The organism is Aliiglaciecola sp. 3_MG-2023 (assembly GCF_030548205.1).
Classification (GTDB): Bacteria; Pseudomonadota; Gammaproteobacteria; order Enterobacterales; family Alteromonadaceae; genus Aliiglaciecola.
The window spans coordinates 84,056-105,856 of the sequence record NZ_JAUORV010000011.1 but is presented as its reverse complement, the minus strand read 5'-3'; the positions used below and the strand labels follow the sequence as shown (position 1 = coordinate 105,856).

At 42.5% G+C, this 21,801-nt stretch carries 22 protein-coding genes; 6 read left to right on the top strand and 16 right to left on the bottom strand.

Annotated features, from left to right (window positions below):
- Positions 1-209: 209 nt before the first annotated feature.
- The 3 genes from can to Q4574_RS13665 form a co-directional block, all read right to left on the bottom strand.
- Positions 210-800 (bottom strand): carbonate dehydratase, encoded by a 591-nt coding sequence (can, locus tag Q4574_RS13675; RefSeq protein ID WP_303474701.1) that lies wholly within the window; start codon positions 798-800, stop codon positions 210-212.
- Positions 801-940: 140 nt separating this feature from the next.
- A complete protein-coding gene (locus Q4574_RS13670) occupies positions 941-1,522 on the bottom strand; it encodes a hypothetical protein (RefSeq protein ID WP_303474700.1) in 582 nt (193 codons plus the stop codon).
- Complete coding sequence (locus tag Q4574_RS13665) at positions 1,515-2,048, bottom strand: RNA polymerase sigma factor (RefSeq protein ID WP_303474699.1); 534 nt, start codon at positions 2,046-2,048, stop codon at positions 1,515-1,517. Before Q4574_RS13665 ends, Q4574_RS13670 begins: the two co-directional genes overlap by 8 nt.
- Before the next feature lie 215 nt (positions 2,049-2,263).
- Between Q4574_RS13665 and Q4574_RS13660 the strand changes: the two genes are divergently transcribed.
- Positions 2,264-2,536 (top strand): hypothetical protein, encoded by a 273-nt coding sequence (locus Q4574_RS13660; protein WP_303474698.1) that lies wholly within the window; start codon positions 2,264-2,266, stop codon positions 2,534-2,536.
- Positions 2,537-2,601: 65 nt separating this feature from the next.
- Here the strand turns inward: Q4574_RS13660 and Q4574_RS13655 are convergent, their stop codons facing one another.
- On the bottom strand, positions 2,602-3,513 hold the full coding sequence (locus Q4574_RS13655) for a DMT family transporter (RefSeq protein WP_303474697.1): 912 nt from the start codon (positions 3,511-3,513) through the stop codon (positions 2,602-2,604).
- Positions 3,514-3,634: 121 nt separating this feature from the next.
- Between Q4574_RS13655 and Q4574_RS13650 the strand changes: the two genes are divergently transcribed.
- Positions 3,635-5,119 carry a M20 family peptidase gene (locus Q4574_RS13650; protein ID WP_303474696.1) on the top strand — a complete coding sequence of 495 codons (1,485 nt, stop codon included), beginning with the start codon at positions 3,635-3,637 and terminating at the stop codon, positions 5,117-5,119.
- Between the two features lie 279 nt (positions 5,120-5,398).
- On the opposite strand, the gene Q4574_RS13645 is transcribed toward Q4574_RS13650, so the two are convergent.
- The 10 genes from Q4574_RS13645 to Q4574_RS13600 all read right to left on the bottom strand — a co-directional run bounded on the left by Q4574_RS13645 (position 5,399) and on the right by Q4574_RS13600 (position 16,750).
- Entirely contained in the window at positions 5,399-6,649 is a 1,251-nt protein-coding gene (locus tag Q4574_RS13645; protein ID WP_303474695.1) for a glutamate-5-semialdehyde dehydrogenase, read from the bottom strand.
- Positions 6,650-6,690: 41 nt separating this feature from the next.
- On the bottom strand, positions 6,691-7,788 hold the full coding sequence (gene proB, locus Q4574_RS13640) for a glutamate 5-kinase (RefSeq protein ID WP_303474694.1): 1,098 nt from the start codon (positions 7,786-7,788) through the stop codon (positions 6,691-6,693).
- A 93-nt stretch (positions 7,789-7,881) separates the two neighbouring features.
- Positions 7,882-8,298, bottom strand: a complete 417-nt coding sequence (locus Q4574_RS13635) for a hypothetical protein (protein WP_303474693.1) — start codon at positions 8,296-8,298, stop codon at positions 7,882-7,884.
- Positions 8,299-8,418: 120 nt separating this feature from the next.
- The gene (locus Q4574_RS13630; protein WP_303474692.1) at positions 8,419-8,847 is read right to left on the bottom strand and encodes a TerB family tellurite resistance protein; all 429 of its coding nucleotides are present in this window, start codon (positions 8,845-8,847) and stop codon (positions 8,419-8,421) included.
- Positions 8,848-8,939: 92 nt separating this feature from the next.
- Complete coding sequence (locus Q4574_RS13625) at positions 8,940-10,631, bottom strand: Mur ligase family protein (protein WP_303474691.1); 1,692 nt, start codon at positions 10,629-10,631, stop codon at positions 8,940-8,942.
- Positions 10,631-13,447, bottom strand: coding sequence for a cyanophycin synthetase (cphA, locus tag Q4574_RS13620; RefSeq protein WP_303474690.1), 2,817 nt, complete (start codon positions 13,445-13,447; stop codon positions 10,631-10,633). The genes Q4574_RS13625 and cphA overlap by 1 nt, the downstream gene beginning before the upstream one ends.
- A 194-nt stretch (positions 13,448-13,641) precedes the next feature.
- On the bottom strand, positions 13,642-14,457 hold the full coding sequence (locus Q4574_RS13615) for a cyanophycinase (RefSeq protein ID WP_303474689.1): 816 nt from the start codon (positions 14,455-14,457) through the stop codon (positions 13,642-13,644).
- Positions 14,458-14,459: 2 nt separating this feature from the next.
- Positions 14,460-15,629, bottom strand: coding sequence for a beta-aspartyl-peptidase (iadA, locus tag Q4574_RS13610; RefSeq protein ID WP_303474688.1), 1,170 nt, complete (start codon positions 15,627-15,629; stop codon positions 14,460-14,462).
- A 260-nt stretch (positions 15,630-15,889) separates the two neighbouring features.
- Complete coding sequence (locus tag Q4574_RS13605) at positions 15,890-16,330, bottom strand: VOC family protein (protein WP_303474687.1); 441 nt, start codon at positions 16,328-16,330, stop codon at positions 15,890-15,892.
- Positions 16,331-16,447: 117 nt separating this feature from the next.
- On the bottom strand, positions 16,448-16,750 hold the full coding sequence (locus Q4574_RS13600; protein WP_303474686.1) for a DUF6482 family protein: 303 nt from the start codon (positions 16,748-16,750) through the stop codon (positions 16,448-16,450).
- Positions 16,751-17,129: 379 nt separating this feature from the next.
- Here Q4574_RS13600 and Q4574_RS13595 point away from each other — a divergent pair, with 379 nt between their 5' ends.
- The 4 genes from Q4574_RS13595 (at position 17,130) to Q4574_RS13580 (ending at position 20,844) form a co-directional block, all read left to right on the top strand.
- Positions 17,130-17,975 (top strand): DUF3014 domain-containing protein, encoded by an 846-nt coding sequence (locus Q4574_RS13595; protein ID WP_303474685.1) that lies wholly within the window; start codon positions 17,130-17,132, stop codon positions 17,973-17,975.
- 36 nt (positions 17,976-18,011) lie between these two features.
- The gene (locus Q4574_RS13590; RefSeq protein ID WP_303474684.1) at positions 18,012-18,548 is read left to right on the top strand and encodes a DUF1285 domain-containing protein; all 537 of its coding nucleotides are present in this window, start codon (positions 18,012-18,014) and stop codon (positions 18,546-18,548) included.
- Between the two features lie 95 nt (positions 18,549-18,643).
- Positions 18,644-19,951 (top strand): amidohydrolase family protein, encoded by a 1,308-nt coding sequence (locus Q4574_RS13585; RefSeq protein ID WP_303474683.1) that lies wholly within the window; start codon positions 18,644-18,646, stop codon positions 19,949-19,951.
- Positions 19,952-20,076: 125 nt separating this feature from the next.
- The gene (locus Q4574_RS13580; protein WP_303474682.1) at positions 20,077-20,844 is read left to right on the top strand and encodes a class I SAM-dependent methyltransferase; all 768 of its coding nucleotides are present in this window, start codon (positions 20,077-20,079) and stop codon (positions 20,842-20,844) included.
- A gap of 60 nt (positions 20,845-20,904) precedes the next feature.
- Here the strand turns inward: Q4574_RS13580 and tusA are convergent, their stop codons facing one another.
- Both tusA and pyrE read right to left on the bottom strand, forming a co-directional pair.
- Positions 20,905-21,165 (bottom strand): sulfurtransferase TusA, encoded by a 261-nt coding sequence (gene tusA, locus Q4574_RS13575; protein ID WP_303474681.1) that lies wholly within the window; start codon positions 21,163-21,165, stop codon positions 20,905-20,907.
- A complete protein-coding gene (pyrE, locus tag Q4574_RS13570) occupies positions 21,155-21,796 on the bottom strand; it encodes an orotate phosphoribosyltransferase (RefSeq protein WP_303474680.1) in 642 nt (213 codons plus the stop codon). Before pyrE ends, tusA begins: the two co-directional genes overlap by 11 nt.
- Positions 21,797-21,801: the final 5 nt, after the last annotated feature.

Genomic DNA, 21,801 nt, shown 5'->3' with positions numbered 1-21,801 from the left:
TTCGATTAAGTCCTTTTTAATAAAGAAGTTACAAGTAAAACATTAGGTCGTCAGTTACAAATAACGTTAAGGTTAAATTATATAGGAATAGAAGATTCAATTTTAAGATATACGCTATAAACCAGATTAAAATCGTATTATAACGCGTATGTATTCAACCAGTAATTGTTAAAAGTCATAGAAAAATTGACCACTTTATGATTATCACATCAATCCACGCTTAAATCAGTTACCAAACCATTTTTCAGGCTATATACCCAACTGTGAATCTTTAATTTTTGACCACGGGCAAGGGCATCTCTAATAATTGAGTTGCGTTTCACATTTTCAGTTTGTTCGAGTACATTAATTTCACACAGTCGCGCCGATTTTGCGGCACCATTTAGCTTGTTCAGTTCTTTTTCGTGTTTACACGCAATATCACGAATGTGCCCCAGCCAATTGTCCACTAAACTTAAGTTAAGGGGCTCTTGTTGAATTGCTGCATCGATACCACCACAACCATAGTGGCCACAAACAATAACATGCTCAACTTTCAGTACATCAATGGCAAACTGCAAAACAGAAAGACAATTAAAATCCGTATGAACAACAAGGTTGGCCACATTTCTATGAACAAACACTTCTCCTGGGGGAAGGTCGACGATTTGATTTGCAGGCACACGGCTATCTGAACAACCAATCCACAAAAACTTGGGAGTTTGCTGCTGTGCCAAGGACTCAAAAAAGTGTGGCGTGACTTTAGTCGTTCTTTCTGACCATTTACGATTATTCTCTAACAACTGTTCGATTTCGTTCATGAAAATTCGTCTAAAATCCAAAGTTGCGCCATGATACAAAAACCAGCGCAACTCGCATAGAAAAATAATCCACAACTCCCTATCAAAAATTGCTAAGGAAGGGATGTGCAATGCTCAAAAGTGGAACGTGACTTCACACTTCAGTTTAGGGGAGATTGAGATTCAAACTCCTCAAGCAAACGTTTGAATTTTAACTGTCTTTTGTGCATCCATAGCCACATTAAAGGCATACAAACAATATTCAGTATTAACATAACCTTTGCTTTTCGCACTAATTCCTGTTGTTCAACAAAGTCGCCCCAGAAAGCAAAGGCCGCATAACCAACAAAGAACATGGGGGTGATGTAGCATAGCACCTTGTTGACATAAGCGATTTTTATATTCTGCTGATATTGCAGTTTTACCCGTTGGATAAAATCTGATGTTGTTGCTGTTTCAGAGTTGAAACCCAAAGAAAATCGTCTTAACCATAAAAGATAGAAGAACCAGATGCAGACAAATAGAAATACAACACCAATCCAAACACCTTCAAAAGTAGATAATTCCTTAGGGAAAAACCACAAGACTAAAGGCACAGACATAACGGCTAATCCATCCAACATTATATACAAATATTGTTTCATCCTCATTAGCCACCATTGGCGCTTCAAAGATTGAACATTCACTTTAGTCACATCTTGTTGCTGCCAGATTTTGTCTAAATTGAAGTCGTCATTACTCATGATTAATTATCTCCGTTAAAGACTTTTTTGCGCGATTGAGAATCACCCCAACATTAGTTGAGCTAATGCCGCACACCTCAGCAATTTCCTGATAACCCAATCCCTCCATTGACATAGTTACGATTTGCCGAGATTGAACAGGAAGTTGACGAACCGCCTGAAGTAATAAGTTGACCTTATGCTGTTTCGCCAAGTCAGATTCAGGTGAGGGACGACGGTCAGTAAAGGCGCCGTTAGTAGCCGAGGTAGCAATGGTAGAGTGGGGACTTTCTATCTCACAATAGCGTTCACTGGAGGGCTGTTTCGCATGATAAGCAACATGGGTCACCGCTTTATTATGGGCAACCCGTAAAATGTACGTTTTAAGGCTACTATTCCCTTTAAAAGCTTTTAATGATTGCCACACCGCTAAGCTTATTTCTTGCAATAATTCTTGTTGCAAGTGTTGATTGGCCTCGTAACTAGAGGCAATTCGGCTTAGTAGTGGTCCATATTCGGAAACAATGGCATTAAAATCCTTGCTCAATGGTGATCCCTGCAACCTTAAAATTTAAACTCTAGGGTATTAGTCTCCCCCCTGAAAAAAATATTACACAAAATCTGTAATGTTTTTTTCAAAGACAAGACTAAAGCATTAAGCGGTGAATAAACAGAAGCTTTGAATGTGCACTAAATGAATAGAGAAGGTTTTTTATATCACTCACTTGAACCGTTTTTAATAACTAACATAGAGGAAATATCATGAGCGGATTAACAATTACATTAATCATTGTGGCTAGCCTGTCTTTATATTTAGCTGCGGCTTGGTTAGACACAAAACACAATTGGAAATTCATAGATTGGTTCAATGGAGACACCGAAAATCCATTTAAAGCCACAAAAGAGCAGCAATTTCAAACCACGATCAATCATAAGGATCAGGAAATAAAAGACTTAAAAGAGCGTATTCAAGTGCTTGAGAAAATAGTCACCGAACCTGCTTATGAACTCAACCAAAAGATAAACTCACTTTGAGCGATTCCATTACAGCGTGGTTTATTAGCTTTATAAACCACGTTTTTTTAGCTCATTAGCTGGATTTAATCGTTAATTTGGCGGGCTTTAACCCTCTTTAACAACAGTGGCACCTTGCCCATTGCAATCCCATTTCCCAGTAACACTATAAGCACCCCAACCAATGCAGGGAATTGCCACTGATAGCCTTCGAACAACGTTGAAATACCTAACGCCACTAAAGGATACATTAACACCACATAAGCGGCTTTGTCTGAACCAATTTGTTGGACAAGTTTCATATAAGCGCCAAAGGCTAAGACTGAACCAAACACAGCCAGGAAAAGCAGCGACAGGTAATAGTCAGTTGAACTGGGTAATATCAATTCCGCACCATTCAGAAAGGCGTAACCGTATAGAAAAACCAAGGCATAGGTCATTGCCCAAAAATTCATTTGAATCACCGGAGTTCCGTGGTCCAGTATGCGTTCTGAGATAACGTTTCCTAGCGCTGCACAGACAAACGATATACATGCCAGGGTAATTCCCAACGACAAAAACATATGGGTTTGTGCATGTTCAAATTGCGGTACAAAAATCATCGCCATTCCCAGTAAACCAAAGGTTGCGCCAAGCACCACCTCTAAACGAATCGGCTTTTTTAAAAGTAGGCGACGCATAATCACATTAATGTAAATAATGCATGAACTCATAAGCGCGACCACCGCGCTCACTAAATACTTTTGGCTTTCGTATAAAAAGCTGTAATCAAGAGTATAAAGACAGAGTCCCACAGCGGCCATTTTAATATGAATATGCATGGGTAATTTCAGTGGCAACTTCTTATACCAACACACACAACCTAGAATCACAGAAGCGATAGTAAATCGGTAGGCAACCGATAATACTGGATCCACGTCACCCAATTGAAAAGTTATGGCTATCCAGGTTGAGCCCCAAATTAAAGTGCAGCTAATAAAAAGTTGTATATTTGACACGTTAAGGCTCGTTCAAAGTGATTAGTTAGGGATAGTAGCAAATCGTTTTCAAAGGCACGAATTAAGAGTATGCTGTTTTAGCACATTATTGACATTTCAATCATTAAAAGGGACGTTTCAAATGAAAAAGTTAATTGGCTTGTTGCTGCTTTTTTTAGTCATACTTACTGCTATCTTATGGATTCGTACGGAAACCGTCTTTGTAGATAAACAACTTCAAGTTCAACAAATAGAGCGTCAATTACCATTGGATAAAGACGCCGTTGTCAGCAGACTAGCCAAGGGCATTCAATTCAAAACCATATCCTATGATGATCCTAAACAGTTTGATGACAAACCTTTCATTGATTTAAGACGTCATATTCAACAAAGCTACCCTCTCGTGCACCAAATTGCACAACAAAAGACTTTCAGTGAACATAGTTTATTGTATTACTTTCCTGGCACAGATAAGACCTTGAAACCGGCCTTATTTATGGGACACATGGATGTGGTTCCCGTGGACGATGCAACCTTAGATAAGTGGCAACAACCGCCTTTCAGTGGCGCTGTCGTAAACGATGTTATTTGGGGAAGAGGCACACTAGATGACAAAGTGACGGTATTTGCACTATTAGAATCCATGGAATTATTGTTACAGCAAAACAAGTCGTTCAAGCGCGGAATATATTTAGCTTTCGGTCATGATGAAGAGATCGGCGGCTATCAAGGGGCGGCGAAAATTGCAGAGTATTTGCAAGACCAAGGTATCGAGTTTGAATTTGTATTAGATGAGGGCGGAGCCATAACACAAGGCATCATCCCAAAAGTCGAACAACCTGTTGCAATCATTGGTATTGCTGAAAAGGGGATTGTAAACCTTAAACTGACAGTTGATTCCCAAGGGGGGCATTCCTCTCAACCGCCAGAACATTCAGCCCTTGGAATATTAAGTGAAGCTATTGTTAATATCGAAAATAACCAATTCGATACTGATTTAACCTTTAGCAAAATGACATTTGATGCCATTGCCACGTACGCTCCAATGAGCAATCGTTTGCCCATGGCAAATTTATGGTTATTCGAACCTGTTGTCAGCAATGTAATGTTAGATACGCCATCAAGTGCTGCAAGCATCAGAACAACCATCGCTGCCACCATGGCAAGTGGTAGTTCCAAGTCAAACATATTACCTTCTCAGGCATCTGCGGTGATAAACTTTCGAATATTACCCGGGGATACAATTGAAACGGTCAAACAACATGTTATCAATGCCATTGATGATGAACGAGTGGTGGTCAGCGACTTCATGGGAACCGAGCCTTCGGCGGTTTCTCCCACGGATAGTTTTGCTTACAAGCTGATTGAAAAGCATATACGTCAGCAGAATAACGAAGTACTTGTTGCGCCATATTTGCTCGTTGGAGCCACAGACTCTCGATATTATAATGCCCTCTCAGACAACATTTATCGGTTTATGATGATACGTTTGGATCCTGACGGCCTAACGCGCTTTCATGGAATCAATGAACAATTACAAGTGACTGACTATCTAAGTGCAATTCGCTTTTTTCATGCCGTGCTGCAAGAAACCAGTGGTGTCTCAGTACCCCTAAGTGCGAATTAATAGTCAGCTATGACTATAGATACGTATAGACTAAATAGAAAAGAGGGGCACAAATCAGCCAACCAACAAAGGTGCATTTGAAAAAGCTATCACTTGGTGCATCATAGGTAAATGAAGTAGGTTGTTGCGGTGCATCAGCAAAAGGCCTCAGCAGCCTATAAAGTTTGAAAAATCCCAATCCTACCAGGATTGGGATTACGACCACGGCAACAATAAATAGCACAAAGACCCAAGTTTCGAGGGAACCTCTGGCCATTTTAGCGCCTTATGGAATCATAGTTATCCACGAATTTCACCGTCACCATAAACCACAAACTTCTCTGTAGTTAATGACTCGGCACCCATTGGGCCATATGCATGCAATTTACTGGTAGAAATGCCAATTTCCGCACCCAAACCTAGCTCTCCACCATCGGAGAAACGGGACGATGCATTTGCCATCACGACCGCAGAATCCACAACGCGAATAAATTCATTTGCAGCTGAGTAGTCTTGCGTCACTATCACCTCAGTGTGTCCTGACCCATACAAGCCAATGTGTTCAATGGCATGTTCGAAATCATCCACAACTCGTACTGCAATCTCTAAGGCTAAATATTCCGCATGCCAATCATCAACGGTGGCGGGCTCAGCACCGTTAAAATAAGCGATGCTCTTTTCACAAGCGTGGACTCTAACCTGGTGCTCAGACAACATCTTTGCCGCCATGGGTAAAAACTTGTCGGCCACTGACTGATGCACCAACAGGGTTTCAAGAGAATTACACACACTTGTGCGCTGGGTCTTTCCGTTTTCTAAAATGGATAGACCTTTGTTTAGCTCCGCATGCTCGTCAATGTACAGATGACAAACCCCCTTAAAGTGCTGAATAACCGGAATACGACTATTTTCCGTAACAAAACGGATCAAGCCTTCGCCCCCACGGGGAATAATCAAATCAATGGACTCATTTAGAGTCATTAATTCATTCATAACGCTGCGATCGGTATTCGGTACAACCACAACAACGTTAGGATCCAGTTGATGTTTCTCAAAGGCCACCTGAATACACTTTGCCAAAGCTAAATTGGAATGAATTGCTTCCTTACCCCCTCGCAATATCACGCCATTACCGGCTTTAAGGCACAGTGCTGCAGCATCAATGGTGACATTGGGACGAGACTCATAAATCATGGCAATAACTCCTAATGGAATACGCATTTTACCCACGCGAATGCCACTTGGACGTTGTTGAACATGACTTATTTCACCCACAGGATCTCCTTGCTGGACAATTTCAAGTACAGCATTACGGATCCCTTCCAATCTTTGTTCGGTTAATCGTAGGCGATCTTGCATGGATGCATCGATTTGATTTTCTTGAGCGGCATCTAAATCTTTTTGGTTAGCAATTAAAATGTGCTCTTTCTGCACAATTAACTGATCGGCAATTTCAGTTAGCAGTGCATTTTTTGCCTGACTCCCTAAAGAAGAGTAGGCTCTTGCCGCTTTTTTTGCTGCTGCTGCTGCTGCTGCGATTGAAAATGTCATGTAAATATACTCACTGTTGATAACAAAACTGATTAATAATCCTAAAGTAAAACCATATCATCTCTGTGCACCACGGCTTCACCCGATGTGTAACCTAAAACACTTTCGATTTTACTGCTTCGTATTCCTTTTATGCTGTGCAAATCAGACGAATTATATAGTGCCAACCCCTTGGCAAGAGCATGGTTTTGATATTCGATAGTGACGGCGTCACCTGCACTAAAGGTTCCCATCACATCGACAATACCACTTGGCAATAACGAAGCGCCTTTGTTAAGAATGGCAGTTTTAGCACCAGAATCAATGACTATTTTACCACCACTTTTGAGGGTATGTTTTAGCCACTGACGGCGTGCATTTTCACGACTCGCGACCGGCACAAAACGGGTTCCTTGAATCTTCCCATCTAACAATTGGTCAAAGACTTCGCCTTTTTGACCATTAACAATAAGGGTTTGGATACCACTTTGGGTGCATTTTTGGGCAGCTTGAAGCTTGGTTATCATACCACCAGTCCCCATTTTTGTGCCTGCACCACCAGCTAAAGCAAAAATATTTTCATCGATACAAGACACTTCAGCTATGAGGCTAGCATTTGGATTAACTCGCGGATCTTGATCATATAAGCCGTCGACATCAGAACAAATTATCAGAGTATCAGCTTGCGAGACAAGTGCAGTGTAAGCACCTAAATTATCATTGTCGCCAACTTTAAGCTCATTCACTGCCACAGTATCATTTTCATTCACTATGGGTAATGCTTGATGATTTAGCAACTCTCGCAATGTATTTTTTATATTGACGTAGCGAGTTCGACTATGCAGATCATCGTAAGTTAATAATAATTGCGCACAGGGAAAATCAAAAAATCGCGACCAATTAGACATCATCTGCATTTGCCCAATGGATGCCATGGCTTGTTTTTCTGCTATAGATGGTGTGTGGTGTATCGGAATATTTCCTCGCCCCGCTGCTACGCTGCCCGAAGAAACTAAAATAACTTCCTTTCCTTGTTCTCGGCTTGCGGTAATAAAACGCGCGATTGCCAATAAATAATGCCCACTGCAATGCTTTCCATCTGGCGCAATTAATGCGCTACCGACTTTTATAACAGCACGCTGCCATTCAAACTCTTGCATTCGTTTTCTCTACAAATAGAATTATCCGTAGATTACGACAATTCACAAACTAAACAAGGCATTAGGGTTATAAGTTATGGAAAAATAGGAAGGTTAATCTTTCGCGGCCGCAGCTAACTGTTCTTTTAACCATGTTTCGGCTGAATCTACGTCATCAAAAAATTCAAATTGTTCGCCGGCATTTTGATAAATCGCACCTATATGTTGTTTCGCGAAATTAGGAGAATCACAATCATTCACCAATATTGCGCTAGCAATACGGTTCATGGTTTTCTCTTTGCGGACAATCTCCGTTAAACGTTGCCCTGCTTCGTGAACGTAGATACATTCGCCGTGCAAAATGACTAACACAGCCCAAGGCTCCTGAACAAGCTGTTCAAGCATGGGGTTGGCTTGCTCACCAGATTCATCTAACGATTCGAGATTCCAAGGACCCGTCCCTTCAAGCCGCAAAATTCGATCTTTAACGAACAAATCTAACGTACCATGGGCTTCAAACAGTCTGGACACGAACACACCTCCACGGTTAGTTTTTTACTCATCTGAATGAGTATATTTGTTATTTCAACTCAATACTAACAATTTAAAAACATACCTAATACTCAACTCACATTAAAAGCACTTGGTTTGTTATGCGACGTCGATTTTATCTAAATATTTAGCCAATACTCGAAATTTCAGATAATCCAGAAGCTCTTGCTCCTGCTCTGCGATATCACCATCAATGAGACAAATTCCTTGGGCTATAGCCAAGGCTTTTTTAGCATTAAAGCTTAACGGATCTTTTAGAGACATCACAAATTCTTTTGCTTCACCATTTTCCACAGCATCTCGCACCTGATGAATGGATTGGCGTTGAAACTCTTCTAAGTCTTCCTCGCCCTGCCAGTTTATATGGCGATAAACGGAATCGTAATAATCTTGTTCAGATAGGGTGATTTTGCCATCGATACGATAGAACACCATGCATAACTTTAATAATGCTTCATTGAAAGACTGTTCCATTTCAAATTCTACTCCGATATAAGACAAGGGTTTTATTTGCATTAAAAAAGGCATAGTTCACCACAATGCGAATAAAACCAGGCTCGGTTTAACAGTAAAACAAGAAATGGGGACTAAATCTGTTTTTCCAATTCAGGTTGGAGCAGTTAGTTGTCTGTTGGTTGAAGAAGTTGATCTATCTCTTCACGCTGATCAAGGCAAAATAAAACAACCACGTCACCGGGTGTGGCTAATTCAATTGCCTGCTTAGCTCCAGTGAATGGTGAGTCTACGCAATCAATAACCGCTTCGTCGACACCTTTGCTTAGCAGATGATTTTTTACCAGATGTAATAACTCATCGGGTTGGCGGCCGCGCAGATAACGTTCTAATTCCGCAACCACATAACGGTCTGCCTGTAATTTTTGAATTTCGTCGGTGAGTTGTTTGATATCTTCATCGGCTCGATCACCAGCATTACTGAACATCACAATGTAGCGTTTCGCCGGTAATTGTTTAGCAGTATTAATCATCGCTTTAACGCTGTGCGCATTATGGGCAAAATCAACCATCACAGTCGCCCCTTGATAGTCATATAAATTGCCTCGGCCAGGGTTATCCTTTGCCGAGCTACCAAAGTTAATTAGGCCTTGCTTGATCGCTTGTAGAGGTAGTTTTAAGGCCATACATAAGCCGATTACCCCTAAGGCATTTTGGATATTATGCTTAGCCGCACCCTGCATGGTCATGGGTACCGCTTTGACATCTTCAATTATCTGCTTTGTTCCATCGGCAAACATATAAACAAATTGATGGTTATCCACAAATACACACGGAAAACCTGCTTGCTGATTGTGAACAATCAGAGGATTGTTCACATCTTCACTAAACCAACAAATCTGACAGTTCACCTTTTTGGCTTGTTCCACCACTAAATGATTGTCGGCATTCAGTACCAACGTAGAGGTGTTAGCCAAACCTTTGGCAACAACAAACTTAACCTCAGCTAACTCTGCAACAGTATTAATTCCATATTGACCCAAGTGATCACTGGCGACATTGGTGATGAGCGCGGTATTTACCTTATCTATTGGGATCCCTCGACGTAAAATGCCTCCCCTAGCCACCTCTAGAAAGGCCATTTCAGTGCGTTTGTCACGCAACAACATCCTGGCGCCGCCTGGACCAGAATAATCACCTTTATCGATAATCTCATCACCGACTTTGATAAAGTCAGTAGACGTGACTCCAGCGCAAATGCCTGCTGCTTTGGCAATTTCACTGGCTAAGCGCACACTAGTCGATTTTCCGTTAGTTCCTGTGATGAAAGCCCGTGGAATATCCTGATATTTTCCCCATTGCAGTTGGCTATCAGCAGGCAGCTTATCGATGGGCCACACTTCAACTGTAGGTCCTGTTCCTAAACTAAATTCGTCGTCATCACTGATAGCTGTAACATCATGATCTTTAGCCATGGCCAAGATATTTAGCAACTCAGGATTTTGCTCCTCAGCCAGTGCAACCTGCAATTGTTCAACTCGACTTTGCCAATCAATGTTTGCTAGCTGGCAGAGTTGTGAAACAGTCAACTCCCAAGCCAGTTCAGCTAGGTCACAAGCCGTGTAAAGCGCATCCATGGGCGCACTAATGGCCAAACTTGCGCCACCCGCATAGAGCCGGGTAGTAGTGTCTTGTTGCCAATTCATGTTAAGCAACAATTTATCAACCCAGCGCTGCCAAGTGCTGATCACCGTCTGACGATCGATGCCATCGATAAAAACATCTAAAATAGCGCCGGGTTTATCCCACAATAGGTTGGGTCCGGTAAGTCGCCTTACTTCATCTAGTTCTAAACGCATTAGTCAGAATCTTCATCGCGTTCAACCACTAAGCGTACACCTCTTTCATCTTGCACAAGGGTTTGACCAGCATCGAGTTCAAATTTATGCTCCACTGGCGCATAAAGTTTTTCTGGATAATCTTGGGAGGGAACTTCTTCGTTCGACGCACCATCACGATCGGCTTGGAAATGCACAATCTGCTTCCAACAACGGGTTATATTGTCGCCGAGAATAATCAGTAAATCGCCTTTCTGACAATCGGCAAGGGCCTTATCGACAGCGTCTTTTTCAGAAGGAATCACTTGAATATCGTCATCCGACATACCTTGCTCGAGATAGGTTTTGCGCAATAACTGCGGAACCTCGTCAACCCCGCGTCCTCGGCGGTCGTCATCAGCTTTACAAATAACACTATCAAAGCCTTTCGCCGTTATAGTGGCGGCTTCTATTACATCTTCATCTCGCCTATCACCAGGCATGGCAATCACTAAACGACGTTTACCAGTAACGTCTAAACGCATGGCTAAATCGGTGATCGTTTGAATCGCCGCAGGGTTATGGGCGTAATCTAAAATTACCTTAAAGGGGTGTTCATCATAAATATTCAGGCGACCCGGAGCTTGATAGAAGGAAGTATTGAAAATTCGCAGACCCTGTCTAATATCTTCCAATGATGTATTGAAGCAGTAGGCCATTGCAGTGGCAAACATGGCATTCTGTACGTTATGCATTGCCTTGCCTTCAATCGTCGCAGGAATAAGGTGCGTCCATAACAGTGGGATATGTGAGCCCTTGTCATAAATGGTGATCATGTCACCGTTTATGCCTTTTTCCAGCACCACGGCTAAACCACCACTGCGAATATGCTCTCGGACTAAGCCATGGCCGGAGTCGGTAGTGACATAACAAATGCGTTTAGCAGAACAATAGTCGGCCATTTCCAAACAATGTCTATCGTCTGCGTTGAGCACAACACAGTCTTTAGCCACTTCAACCACCACACGTTTAATCTGTGCAAGTTGCTCTAATGTATTTATACCCCTTTGACCTAAGTGATCTGCACTGATATTCAAACAGGCACCCACATCACATTCACTGTAACCAAGACCACGCTTGAGTATGCCGCCTCGTGCGGTTTCCATTATCGCGAAATCAACACTGGGATCGCGCAACACGATTTGTGCTGAGGTGGGGCCAGTCATATCCCCTTTTACGGTTAGATGACCATCAATATACACGCCATCTGTGGAGGTCATGCCAGTGGTATAGCCAACACTCTTCATGATACTGGCAAGCATCCGCGAGGTGGTGGTTTTACCATTGGTGCCGGTAATTGCGGCGATGGGAATACTCGAATTAGCCCCCGGTGGAAATAGCATATCCATCACTTTTCCAGACACATCCCGAGGGGTTCCTTCACTGGGAGCAACATGCATTCTAAATCCAGGCGCGGCGTTACATTCACAAATACCGCCACCAATTTCTTTATAGGATTTGCTGATATCATCGGTGAGAAAGTCGACGCCACCAATATCTAAGCCAATGGCTTTTATTGCCCGTACGGCCATGTCTCGGTTGTCTGGGTGCACAGAATCCGTGACATCGATGGCGGTGCCGCCAGTAGATAGGTTTGCTGTGGAGCGTAAGTAAAATTCTTGCCCTTCTTCCAACACGGTGTTTTTATCATAACCCGCTTCTGCCAATAAGCGTTCTGCCTGGTTATCAAGCTCTAATCGGGTCAGCACTTTTTCATGACCTATACCGCGGCGGGGATCCTGATTAACTATATCCACCAGCTCTTCAATAGTGCTAGAACCATCGCCCACCACATGGCCTGGAACACGTTTCGCCACAGCAACTAATTCATCGTTTACCACCAACATACGGTGATCAAATCCGGTTAAATAACTTTCCACTAACACGGCGCGGCTCGTACCGAATTTCTGCGCTTCATTGAAAGCAGTAACCACCTCTTCATCATTAGTCAGGTTGATGCTAACCCCTCTACCGTGGTTAGCATTGAGTGGCTTAATCACCACTGGGAATCCAATACGGTTAGCCGCTCTTACCGCTTGACGCTCACTATAAATCATCAATTGTTTGGGCACAGGAAGGCCTAAATCATTTAACAAATTATGGGTGTCTTCTTTGTCACAGGAAATTTCAACTGCAATATGCTTTGTTTCACTGGTAATCGTGGCTTGGATGCGCTTTTGGTATTTGCCATGTCCAAACTGAACCAGACTATAATTATTCAATCGCAACCACGGAATGTTTCGCTCTTCAGCGGCTTTGACTAAACTGCCGGTACTAGGACCAAATTCTTTTTTCTGCGCCATTCGCACAAAGTCTTGCAGCTCTTGACTGAAATCAAAGTCGTCATCGATGTCGGCGTTAATTGCAGTTTGGACATTCTCTGGCAACAAGTGAGTAAGCAGTCGCATACCCAAAGCGCCTGCTTCTAAGCCAACATCTTGTTGTTTATATTGATAGACCACATTGTAGCAACCGGGTTTATCTAAGCTACGAGTGCGTCCAAATCCTACAGGCGAACCGGCTAAATTTTGTAGCTCAAGAGCCACGTGCTCCCATATATGTCCCATCCACGTACCTTCATCATCCCGCAGACGACGGATAAAGCCGCCTTCTTCTTGATAAGAGCAGCCGTGACTGTGCAAGCTTGGTATCGCATTGACCAAACCATTAATGAAATCCTCACCTAACTTTACTGAAGGCCAATTTTCAAGCTCTCCTAAGTCGATTTGATATCGAATAACAGGAAAGTTAGCGTAAACATTTGGACCGACATAAACGTTTCTACTGAGGATCTTCATATTATTGGGTTTCCTTGTGTTAATTGCTTTAACAACACGCTTAACGTGAATCACATTGATGAAAGGGAATAGAAAACAATACTACAAGTAATAGACTTAAGATATGGCAGTTTTAGCTTATAGAATTGTAGTAACTAGGCTATATAAAAACAGTGGTATTCGCCACTGTTTTTATATTCAGCATAAACCTAGAATTAGGCGAATGCTTGGCGAGTGCTAATATTGTATCGACTGCCTGAGGCAAGAATATGCACCTTCAAATTAAGCAAGGTTAAGGCGTCACCTCTGCGCGCTTCAGCCATTGAGGAATACTCGATATCGGCGGGATCAACAACGGTTATTGCGCCACTACCGACAACCGTAAATTCATTATTATCATCTATAAAGGCTGCGGTATCTTCGTCTAAGCCGATTCCCACTAAAAATGGATTATAGGAAACCGCACTCAACAACCGTGATAAACGGTTACGCTCATTAAAATGTTGGTCTACCACCACAGTGTTGATCAACCCCATACCCGGCGCTAAATTCACACCGTCTTCGGTAGGTACAATTCCAGTGCTTCCACCGGTAATCATATGCTGAGAAACGATTGCCGCTCCGGCAGAGGTACCTGCAACATGCACACCTTTAGCGTTAATTTGTCGAATGGTTTTGGCAATGGGCGTGCCACCTAAAATAGTCGATAAACGTAATTGATTGCCACCAGTGATAAACACCGCGGTGCAAGTCAGAAGCTGCTCAACATAATCCGGGTTTTGCGCATCTGCGCGTTCACGAATAGGCAAGGAAATTGTTTTTCCTGCACCTAATTCGTGGAATAAATTTTCGTATCGCTGACCAGTATCATCTAACTGTGAAGCGGTTGGAATAACACAAATCACAGCGTCAGCACCACCCGCGAGCTCGACAAATTTTGTTAGTATTTCTGGGTTATCTATTTTCTCTTCGGCGCCGCCGATGGGGATTACATAACCACGTTGCTGTCCTTCAATATTAGGAGACGGCATATTCAATCCTCAAACGTACCTTTTTTTACAAAAGATTTATCAAAAATGTGCCACACACCAAGGGCCATCACGTGGCTGATGCGGGACGAATCGTCAAGTATAACAAGATCTGCGTCAAAGCCAGCCTGTATCTTGCCTTTTTTATGAAAATTCATCAAAGAAGCCACATTTGATGTAAAAAATGGCAGACAATCTTGCAATGGGACGCCATTTTCAAGCAATTCATATAAAACCTGTGTCATGGACTCTGAATTCGCAAAGTCCATTTTGGTTAGGTGCCCTTGTTTATCAAAGCAAGGTAAGCAGCCCCCACCATCGGAACTAATGGTTAGTTTGTCTTGGGGGTAGTCACTGGCGAGATATCGACTCAGGGCATCTGCCGGCTCGTAACCTTCACCGTCGGTTTCAAATGCAGTCACATCAATCCAACACCCTTGATGCGCTAACTCACACGCCTCTTCAAATAAAAACCGTTGGCGATTTACATGGGTAGGATTGAAGGTTCTAGCCGGTATTTCTGAAGCAGATAAAGCTTCACGCACCAAACTCAATCCACGCTCACCATCTCCTAAGTGCAGATGAACAGTGCCAGCTTTGCCTGTCATTAACCTTGCCACATGGGCTTCAGAAGCCACTTTTAGTAATTCATTGAGGGTAGGCTGGCTAGAACGGTGATCACTGATGGCTAACTCTCCCACCGCTACTATAGGATCAACAAACACGATATCGGTCTTAATGGAACCCGTTAACGTGGTTGGCGGTAAGTGATAACCGCCAGTGTAACAATAAGCAGATAAGCCTTCTTCCCGCAAACCATATACCTGAGCTACCAAGGATTCGGTGCTACGAGTTGTGTCATCTGTGCCTAACAACCCAACGGCAGTGGTTACACCAGCACGGGTGAATTGACTCAAAGGAACCGGCGGTACTCGAGTGGCAAATCCTGCTTCTCCGCCACCACCGGTGATATGAGTATGGGCATCAATTAAGCCAGGAATGACCGTTGCCCCTTGCAAGTCAAGCTGTTGCACATCAATGAGAGAATCGAGATTAGGCAGACTATCGAAAATCTGTAAAATTGTTCCACCTCCCACTAAAAGATGCCGATTACCAAGGGCTTCTGGGGCAAAAATGTTGGCATTTTTTAATAGGATTAATGACTGTTTATTCAACCCGATCTCCAATAAGGTGTTTTCACTTAAGACTGCAATCTTAAGTAATAAATCGTAAAAGAAGATTATACACTAGCCATGGGGATAATTTATATCTGCTTGCGATTGCAGAGGGTTTAAGAGGTTTTGTAGAGTGCCAACTCAGCGAACCCTCAACGTTGGCACTATATTTTGTCTCAAACGTATATGTTTTTGTCCCAAATCTGATAGTCAAATGACAAACAACGCACACCAGACTGTAACACTATAATTTTATAGAGTTACCACTCTCCGGTATTTTCCATTGATGCCCAAGGCTCTTGAGGGGCAAGAGCGTCGCCTCGTTGCAGTAGTTCAATAGAGATATTATCAGGGGAGCGCACAAAAGCCATGTATCCATCCCTAGGCGGACGATTGATCACCACACCAGCATCACTTAGTTTCTGACACAAAGTATAAATATCATCAACTTGGAACGCTAGATGTCCGAAGTTTCTGCCACCTGTGTAGGTTTCTGGATCCCAGTTATAGGTAAGTTCTACTAATGGAGCATCATCTTTTTCCGCCCGTTCCACGTCCTCGGGCGCAGCTAAATAAACCAAGGTAAACCGACCTTTTTCATTTTCAATTCGCTTGCTTTCTTGCAAACCCAAGTGTTCACAATAGAATTTTAAAGATGCCTCTAAGTCTGCGACTCGCACCATAGTATGTAGAAATTGCATGAAAAATTTGCCTCTTGAGTAAGGTTAAGCTTGTGTAATCGATTAGGCCAATCCAGACATCTTAGTCATGATTGGCTGGTCATATAGTATGGTGGGTGATTTTGATTATTCAATCTTTTAGTAAGGTTGTTGCATGGAAAATGGCATTTTCAGATTTGTTTCTGTTTTTGGAGGATTGCCAATCATCTCATCATAGGGTGAATCATGCACCATAACAGACCTAAGTACCGTAAATTCAGCAAAAGCGTCACGAACTTGTTGGGTGCTGTGGAAACGCATTAACTGACCGTTTTCATATAACATTCCCTGATTATTGCCAACGTGCAGCTTAAGCAAGTAAATATTCATCTCAAATGACTGCAACTCTAGTTCATCTATAATTTGTTTCTGATTAATTAATTGTTGGTATTCGAATTTCATCTTTAGCTTATCTCAAGATAGGTTTGAAGAGTGCTATTTTGTACGGGTGATAGCAGTGATTGGTTCATGCAAGAACTTGGAGTCACTAACCTGAGTACACTGATAAAACAGACATGCCTTGAAATTTCCTGCTAGATCCCAATCAAAATAGTAGAAACAAATAGTGACATGAGATTTGGAAGTAGTAGTATCTAATGTGTGTTTATTTTTAAAAATAGGTTTAGGAAATTCTCACTTTAATTAGCCAGGGAATGACTTAGGCCATAGGTAGTTTGGCAGCAAAAGATAAACAATTTGTGGACTTTAGTTAAAATAATTCAACGATTTGCTTCCTAGCTTGTCATAATATTATCTGGTTGCGTGTAATTTAGGAAAGAAAATGACTGACGAATCAAACCCCAAATCCATCAAGCCGCACATTATTTTAGCAGTGATTGTGATCTGTGTTTTAGTAATAGGTTATTTTGCTTTTAGCGGCAGTAATGACACTGAAGAACTCCCTGAGCCAATCATTGAAACCCCGATCCCCGATCCAATTGTAGAGGTTGAAGAACAACCAGAATTCGACGAGTACGCTGTTGAAGATGAAGGGGAAACCTTAGAGGAAGAGCCGGTTATTGTTGATTTACCGCCCCCCGAGCCGATTCCGGAGCCAATTGACACTAGCGATGCAGCAGTCAAAACATCCATCATCAGTTTAGCGGATTATGAAGCTGCTGCGAGTTTATTGGTGAATGATGACCTACTTAGACGCTTCGTTGTGTTAACGGAAAACGCGGCTAATCACGATATTGCAACCAATCATCAGGTTATAGTGCCACCGGATCAAAAGTTTCGAGTGTATGAGCAGTCTGACAAGAGTTTTATTGATGCGGCTAGCTTTAAACGATACACACCCTATGTGGAAACCTTAGATTCCATGGATACCAACGCGTTAATTTCACTTTACGAAACCTATAAACCTACAATTTCCGATATTTACGCTGAAATTGGTGATCCCGATGACGATTTTACTTATGTGTTAATGGATGCCATTAATCATCTGTTGGATACCCCTGAGGTTCCCGTGCCAATTGAGGTTTATACCGACAGCGTAATGTACAAATTTGCCGATGAACGCTTGGAAAATTTAACTTCGGTGCAGAAGCAATTGCTAAGAACTGGCCCAGAAAACATGCGTCGCATCAAAGCTAAATTGCGGGAAGTACGAGATGCACTTCAGTAACAAGGGGTTTCCGAAGATTGATAGGGTGACTATCTAATGGATTTGTCTGAATTACAAAACCAACTAGCCCAACAACAAGGTAAAATTCCACCGGTAGAAAAGTGGGATCCTGATTTTTGTGGCGATATTGATATTCACATCAAGCATGATGGAAGCTGGTTTTATATGGGCACACCCATTGGACGTAAACCGCTAGTGAAACTCTTTGCTAGCGTTTTACGTAAAGATCAAGACGAGTATTTTTTAGTAACGCCTGTGGAAAAGGTGCGGATCAAAGTTGATGATGTGCCTTTCATAATCACTCAGTGGGACAAACAAGAAGACTTACTCACTTTTAGCACCCAAACTGACGATAACTTTGTAGTCAGTAGTGATAACCCCGTTGAAATACGCCAAGACGCTGCAACTCAAGCCATGCTCCCCTATGTTAAAGTAAGGCGCAACCTGTGGGCTCGCTTGCATCAAAATGTGTATTATCAACTTATTGAATTAGCCGAGGAGGTCACAGTAGAAGGCGTTCGGCAGTTGCAACTTAACAGTGGAGACTACAACTTTACCTTAGGCACATTTTAAACAAAAGTTTACACTTATTTTAGGCGCTACTTTTGACCTGTTTGATAAATTAACCTAATGTTGATACTTCATCCAATATTGGCAGGGACTCCTTGATGTTTAGCCGTAACGCTCTATTTATAAAAACCTCTTTTCTACTTCTTACTACAGCAACACTTAATCTTAGTCATGCAGCCACCATAATTCATGCGGGAAAGCTCATTGGCGCAGATACTGACGATGTAAAAAATAAGATGTCGGTTATTGTTGAGGACAATAAAATCAGTCGAATAGACAAGGGCTTCACAGCAGCAGGCGACGATGATGAAGTCATCGATTTATCACAGTACACCCTAATGCCCGGCTTGATGGACATGCATACCCATATAAGCAGTCAATTTGAAGGCCCTAGCACATACATGGAAGGCTTTGTTTTAAACGAAGCAGATTTTGCCATCAAAGGGGTGGTCTATGCTAAAAAAACCTTAGATGCCGGCTTTACTACAATACGCAATCTAGGAGATGGCTATAACGAAACCGTAGCGTTGCGCAATGCCATTAATAGTGAAAAGATCCCCGGCCCACGGATATTCACCGCAGCAATGCCCATCGCCACAACAGGCGGACATGCAGATGCAACCAATGGTCAAGCCAAAATCATTCGTCGTGACTTAGGCCCAGAGGAAGGCGTCATTAATGGTGTTGCTGAAGCTAGAAAAGCCGTTAGACAACGCTATAAAGACGGTGCGGACCTGATAAAAATTACCGCCACCGGTGGCGTTTTATCAGTGGCAAAAAGCGGCCAAAATCCGCAATTCATGGACGACGAATTGAAAGCTATTGTGGATACAGCTAAAGACTATGGCATGACAATAGCGGTGCATGCCCATGGCAAAGAAGGCATGCGAAGAGCAATATTAGCTGGCGTGACCTCCATTGAGCACGGTACATACATGGATAAAGAAATCTTCAAACTCATGAAGAAACATAATACTTACTATGTTCCCACCATCATGGCAGGCGATTGGGTGGCTGAGAAAGCAAAAATTGACGGTTTCTTTCCTGACTTAGTCCGTCCTAAAGCAGCACAAATTGGTCCGTTGATTCAACAAACCTTTGCAAATGCCTATAAATCTGGTGTCAAAATCGCATTTGGCACAGACTCTGGTGTATCAGCCCATGGCGACAACGGTCTAGAATTTGTGCTCATGGTTGAGGCAGGCATGAAGCCAATAGAAGCCATACGCAGTGCAACTTATCACGGTGCAAAATTACTCAATGAATTAGATAATTTAGGAACCATAGAAGTAGGTAAATTTGCCGATATGGTTGCCGTTAAAGGCGACCCACTAAATGACATAAAAGAGATGCAAGATATCGACTTTGTAATGAAAAACGGCGAAGTTTTTGTCCATAAACAGTAAACAATAGGCTGGAGCATCTTTTTTCAAACTTCCGGAATGAATATTGGTTGTGCTCGGGTCTCTAATTAAAAGAAACAATAAAACCGTAAACCATTAAGTAATCAAACAAATACATGGAGAAAAGAATGAAATTACGTTCAACAGCTATTGCTTTGCTCACTACCCTAGGGTTAACGGCGAGTCTACCTTCATTGGCCGCCCATCACGAAGTGGGCGATTTGATCAAGTCAGCGATGAAATCAGATGTCAGAACAGAGGCAGAGAAAGAGCGGGACCGCAACAGAAAGCCTGTTGAAACTTTGGAATTCTTTGGCCTTGAACCTGACATGCGGATACTTGAATTGTTACCTGGAGGTGGTTGGTACACCAAAATCCTTGCTCCAGTAGTGCATGATAAAGGCGAATATTATGCTGCTATTGGCACTGGCAATATTAAAAAGTCACTAAGTAATCAGCCAGGTTTTGAAAAAATGAATATTATCGCTGAAGATGCAAAGCTGTATCGTAAAGACGGAGCGCGCTTTTATTCATTAGATTTAGATTCATTCGGCGTTGACGATCTTGATATGGTGCTTACCTTCAGAAATTACCACAACTTTTCAGAAGAAGGCCGCAAAGCGATGAATGTTGCAGCGTTTGAAGCATTGAAGCCTGGTGGAATCTATGCAGTTGTTGATCACACTGCGCGCCATATGGAGCCAGCAAACAGTTCAAACGGCAGACGTGTTGATCCTGTATTGGCTATTAAAGAAATTATCGAAGCTGGATTTGAATTTGTAGATTATAGCGACCTACATTATCGTGAAGACGATGAGTTAGAATATGAAGTAGGCGCAAAATCAGTAACCGGCAACACCGACCGCTGGACCATTAAATTCCGTAAACCAGAATAATTTCAGCGCCAATTTTGAAATGATATAACTTAGTCGGGGCATTAGCCCCGGAAATATAAACTAAATGCCTTTGCGGATTAAATAAATATAGGGGGCGGATTCGGTATGGGAACGCACCAAGGTATGACCCATAAACCGACAAAAACTCGGCACATCTCGGGTTGTAGAATGGTCATCGGCAATAACGCTCAATGACTCACCTTCTTGCATCTTGCGCACTTTCATTCTGACCATCATAACTGGCTCTGGACACCTCAGGCCAAGGGCGTCCAGGTGATAATCAGCTGAGAACTCTTGTGGAACTGAAAAATCAGATCCCATAGTCCTGCCGATATTGTTCAATATTCTTCAAATGCACAGCCATCTCTGGCTGGTCCTTCAAGTACTCCACCAAATCGGCTAAGCAGATAATTGAAGCCACTTGTGTACCAAAATCACGCTCAACCTCTTGAATAGCAGACAGCTCACCTTTGCCTTTTTCCTGACGATCCAATGCAATCAAGACACCCGCGAGGTTTGCGCCCTGAGCATCAATAAGCTGCATGGATTCACGAATAGCAGTGCCTGCGGTGATCACATCATCCACCAGCATAACTCTGCCACTCAAAGGACTGCCCACCAAAGTACCACCTTCACCATGATCTTTCGCTTCTTTGCGGTTAAAGCAATAAGGCGTATCGATGTTGTGTTTGTCAGCCAAGGCAACCGCGGTGGTGGTAGCAATAGGAATACCTTTATAAGCAGGACCAAACAACACATCATATTCAATGCCAGAATCTATTAACGCTTGGGCGTAATATTGTCCTAACTTAGCCAAATCGTTTCCAGTGTTGAACAAGCCAGCATTAAAAAAGTAAGGGCTTTTTCGTCCTGATTTCAAGGTAAATTCACCAAACTTTAAAACCTCGCGGGCAAGGGCGAATTCAATAAATGCTTTTTGATAATCTTGCATGTTTT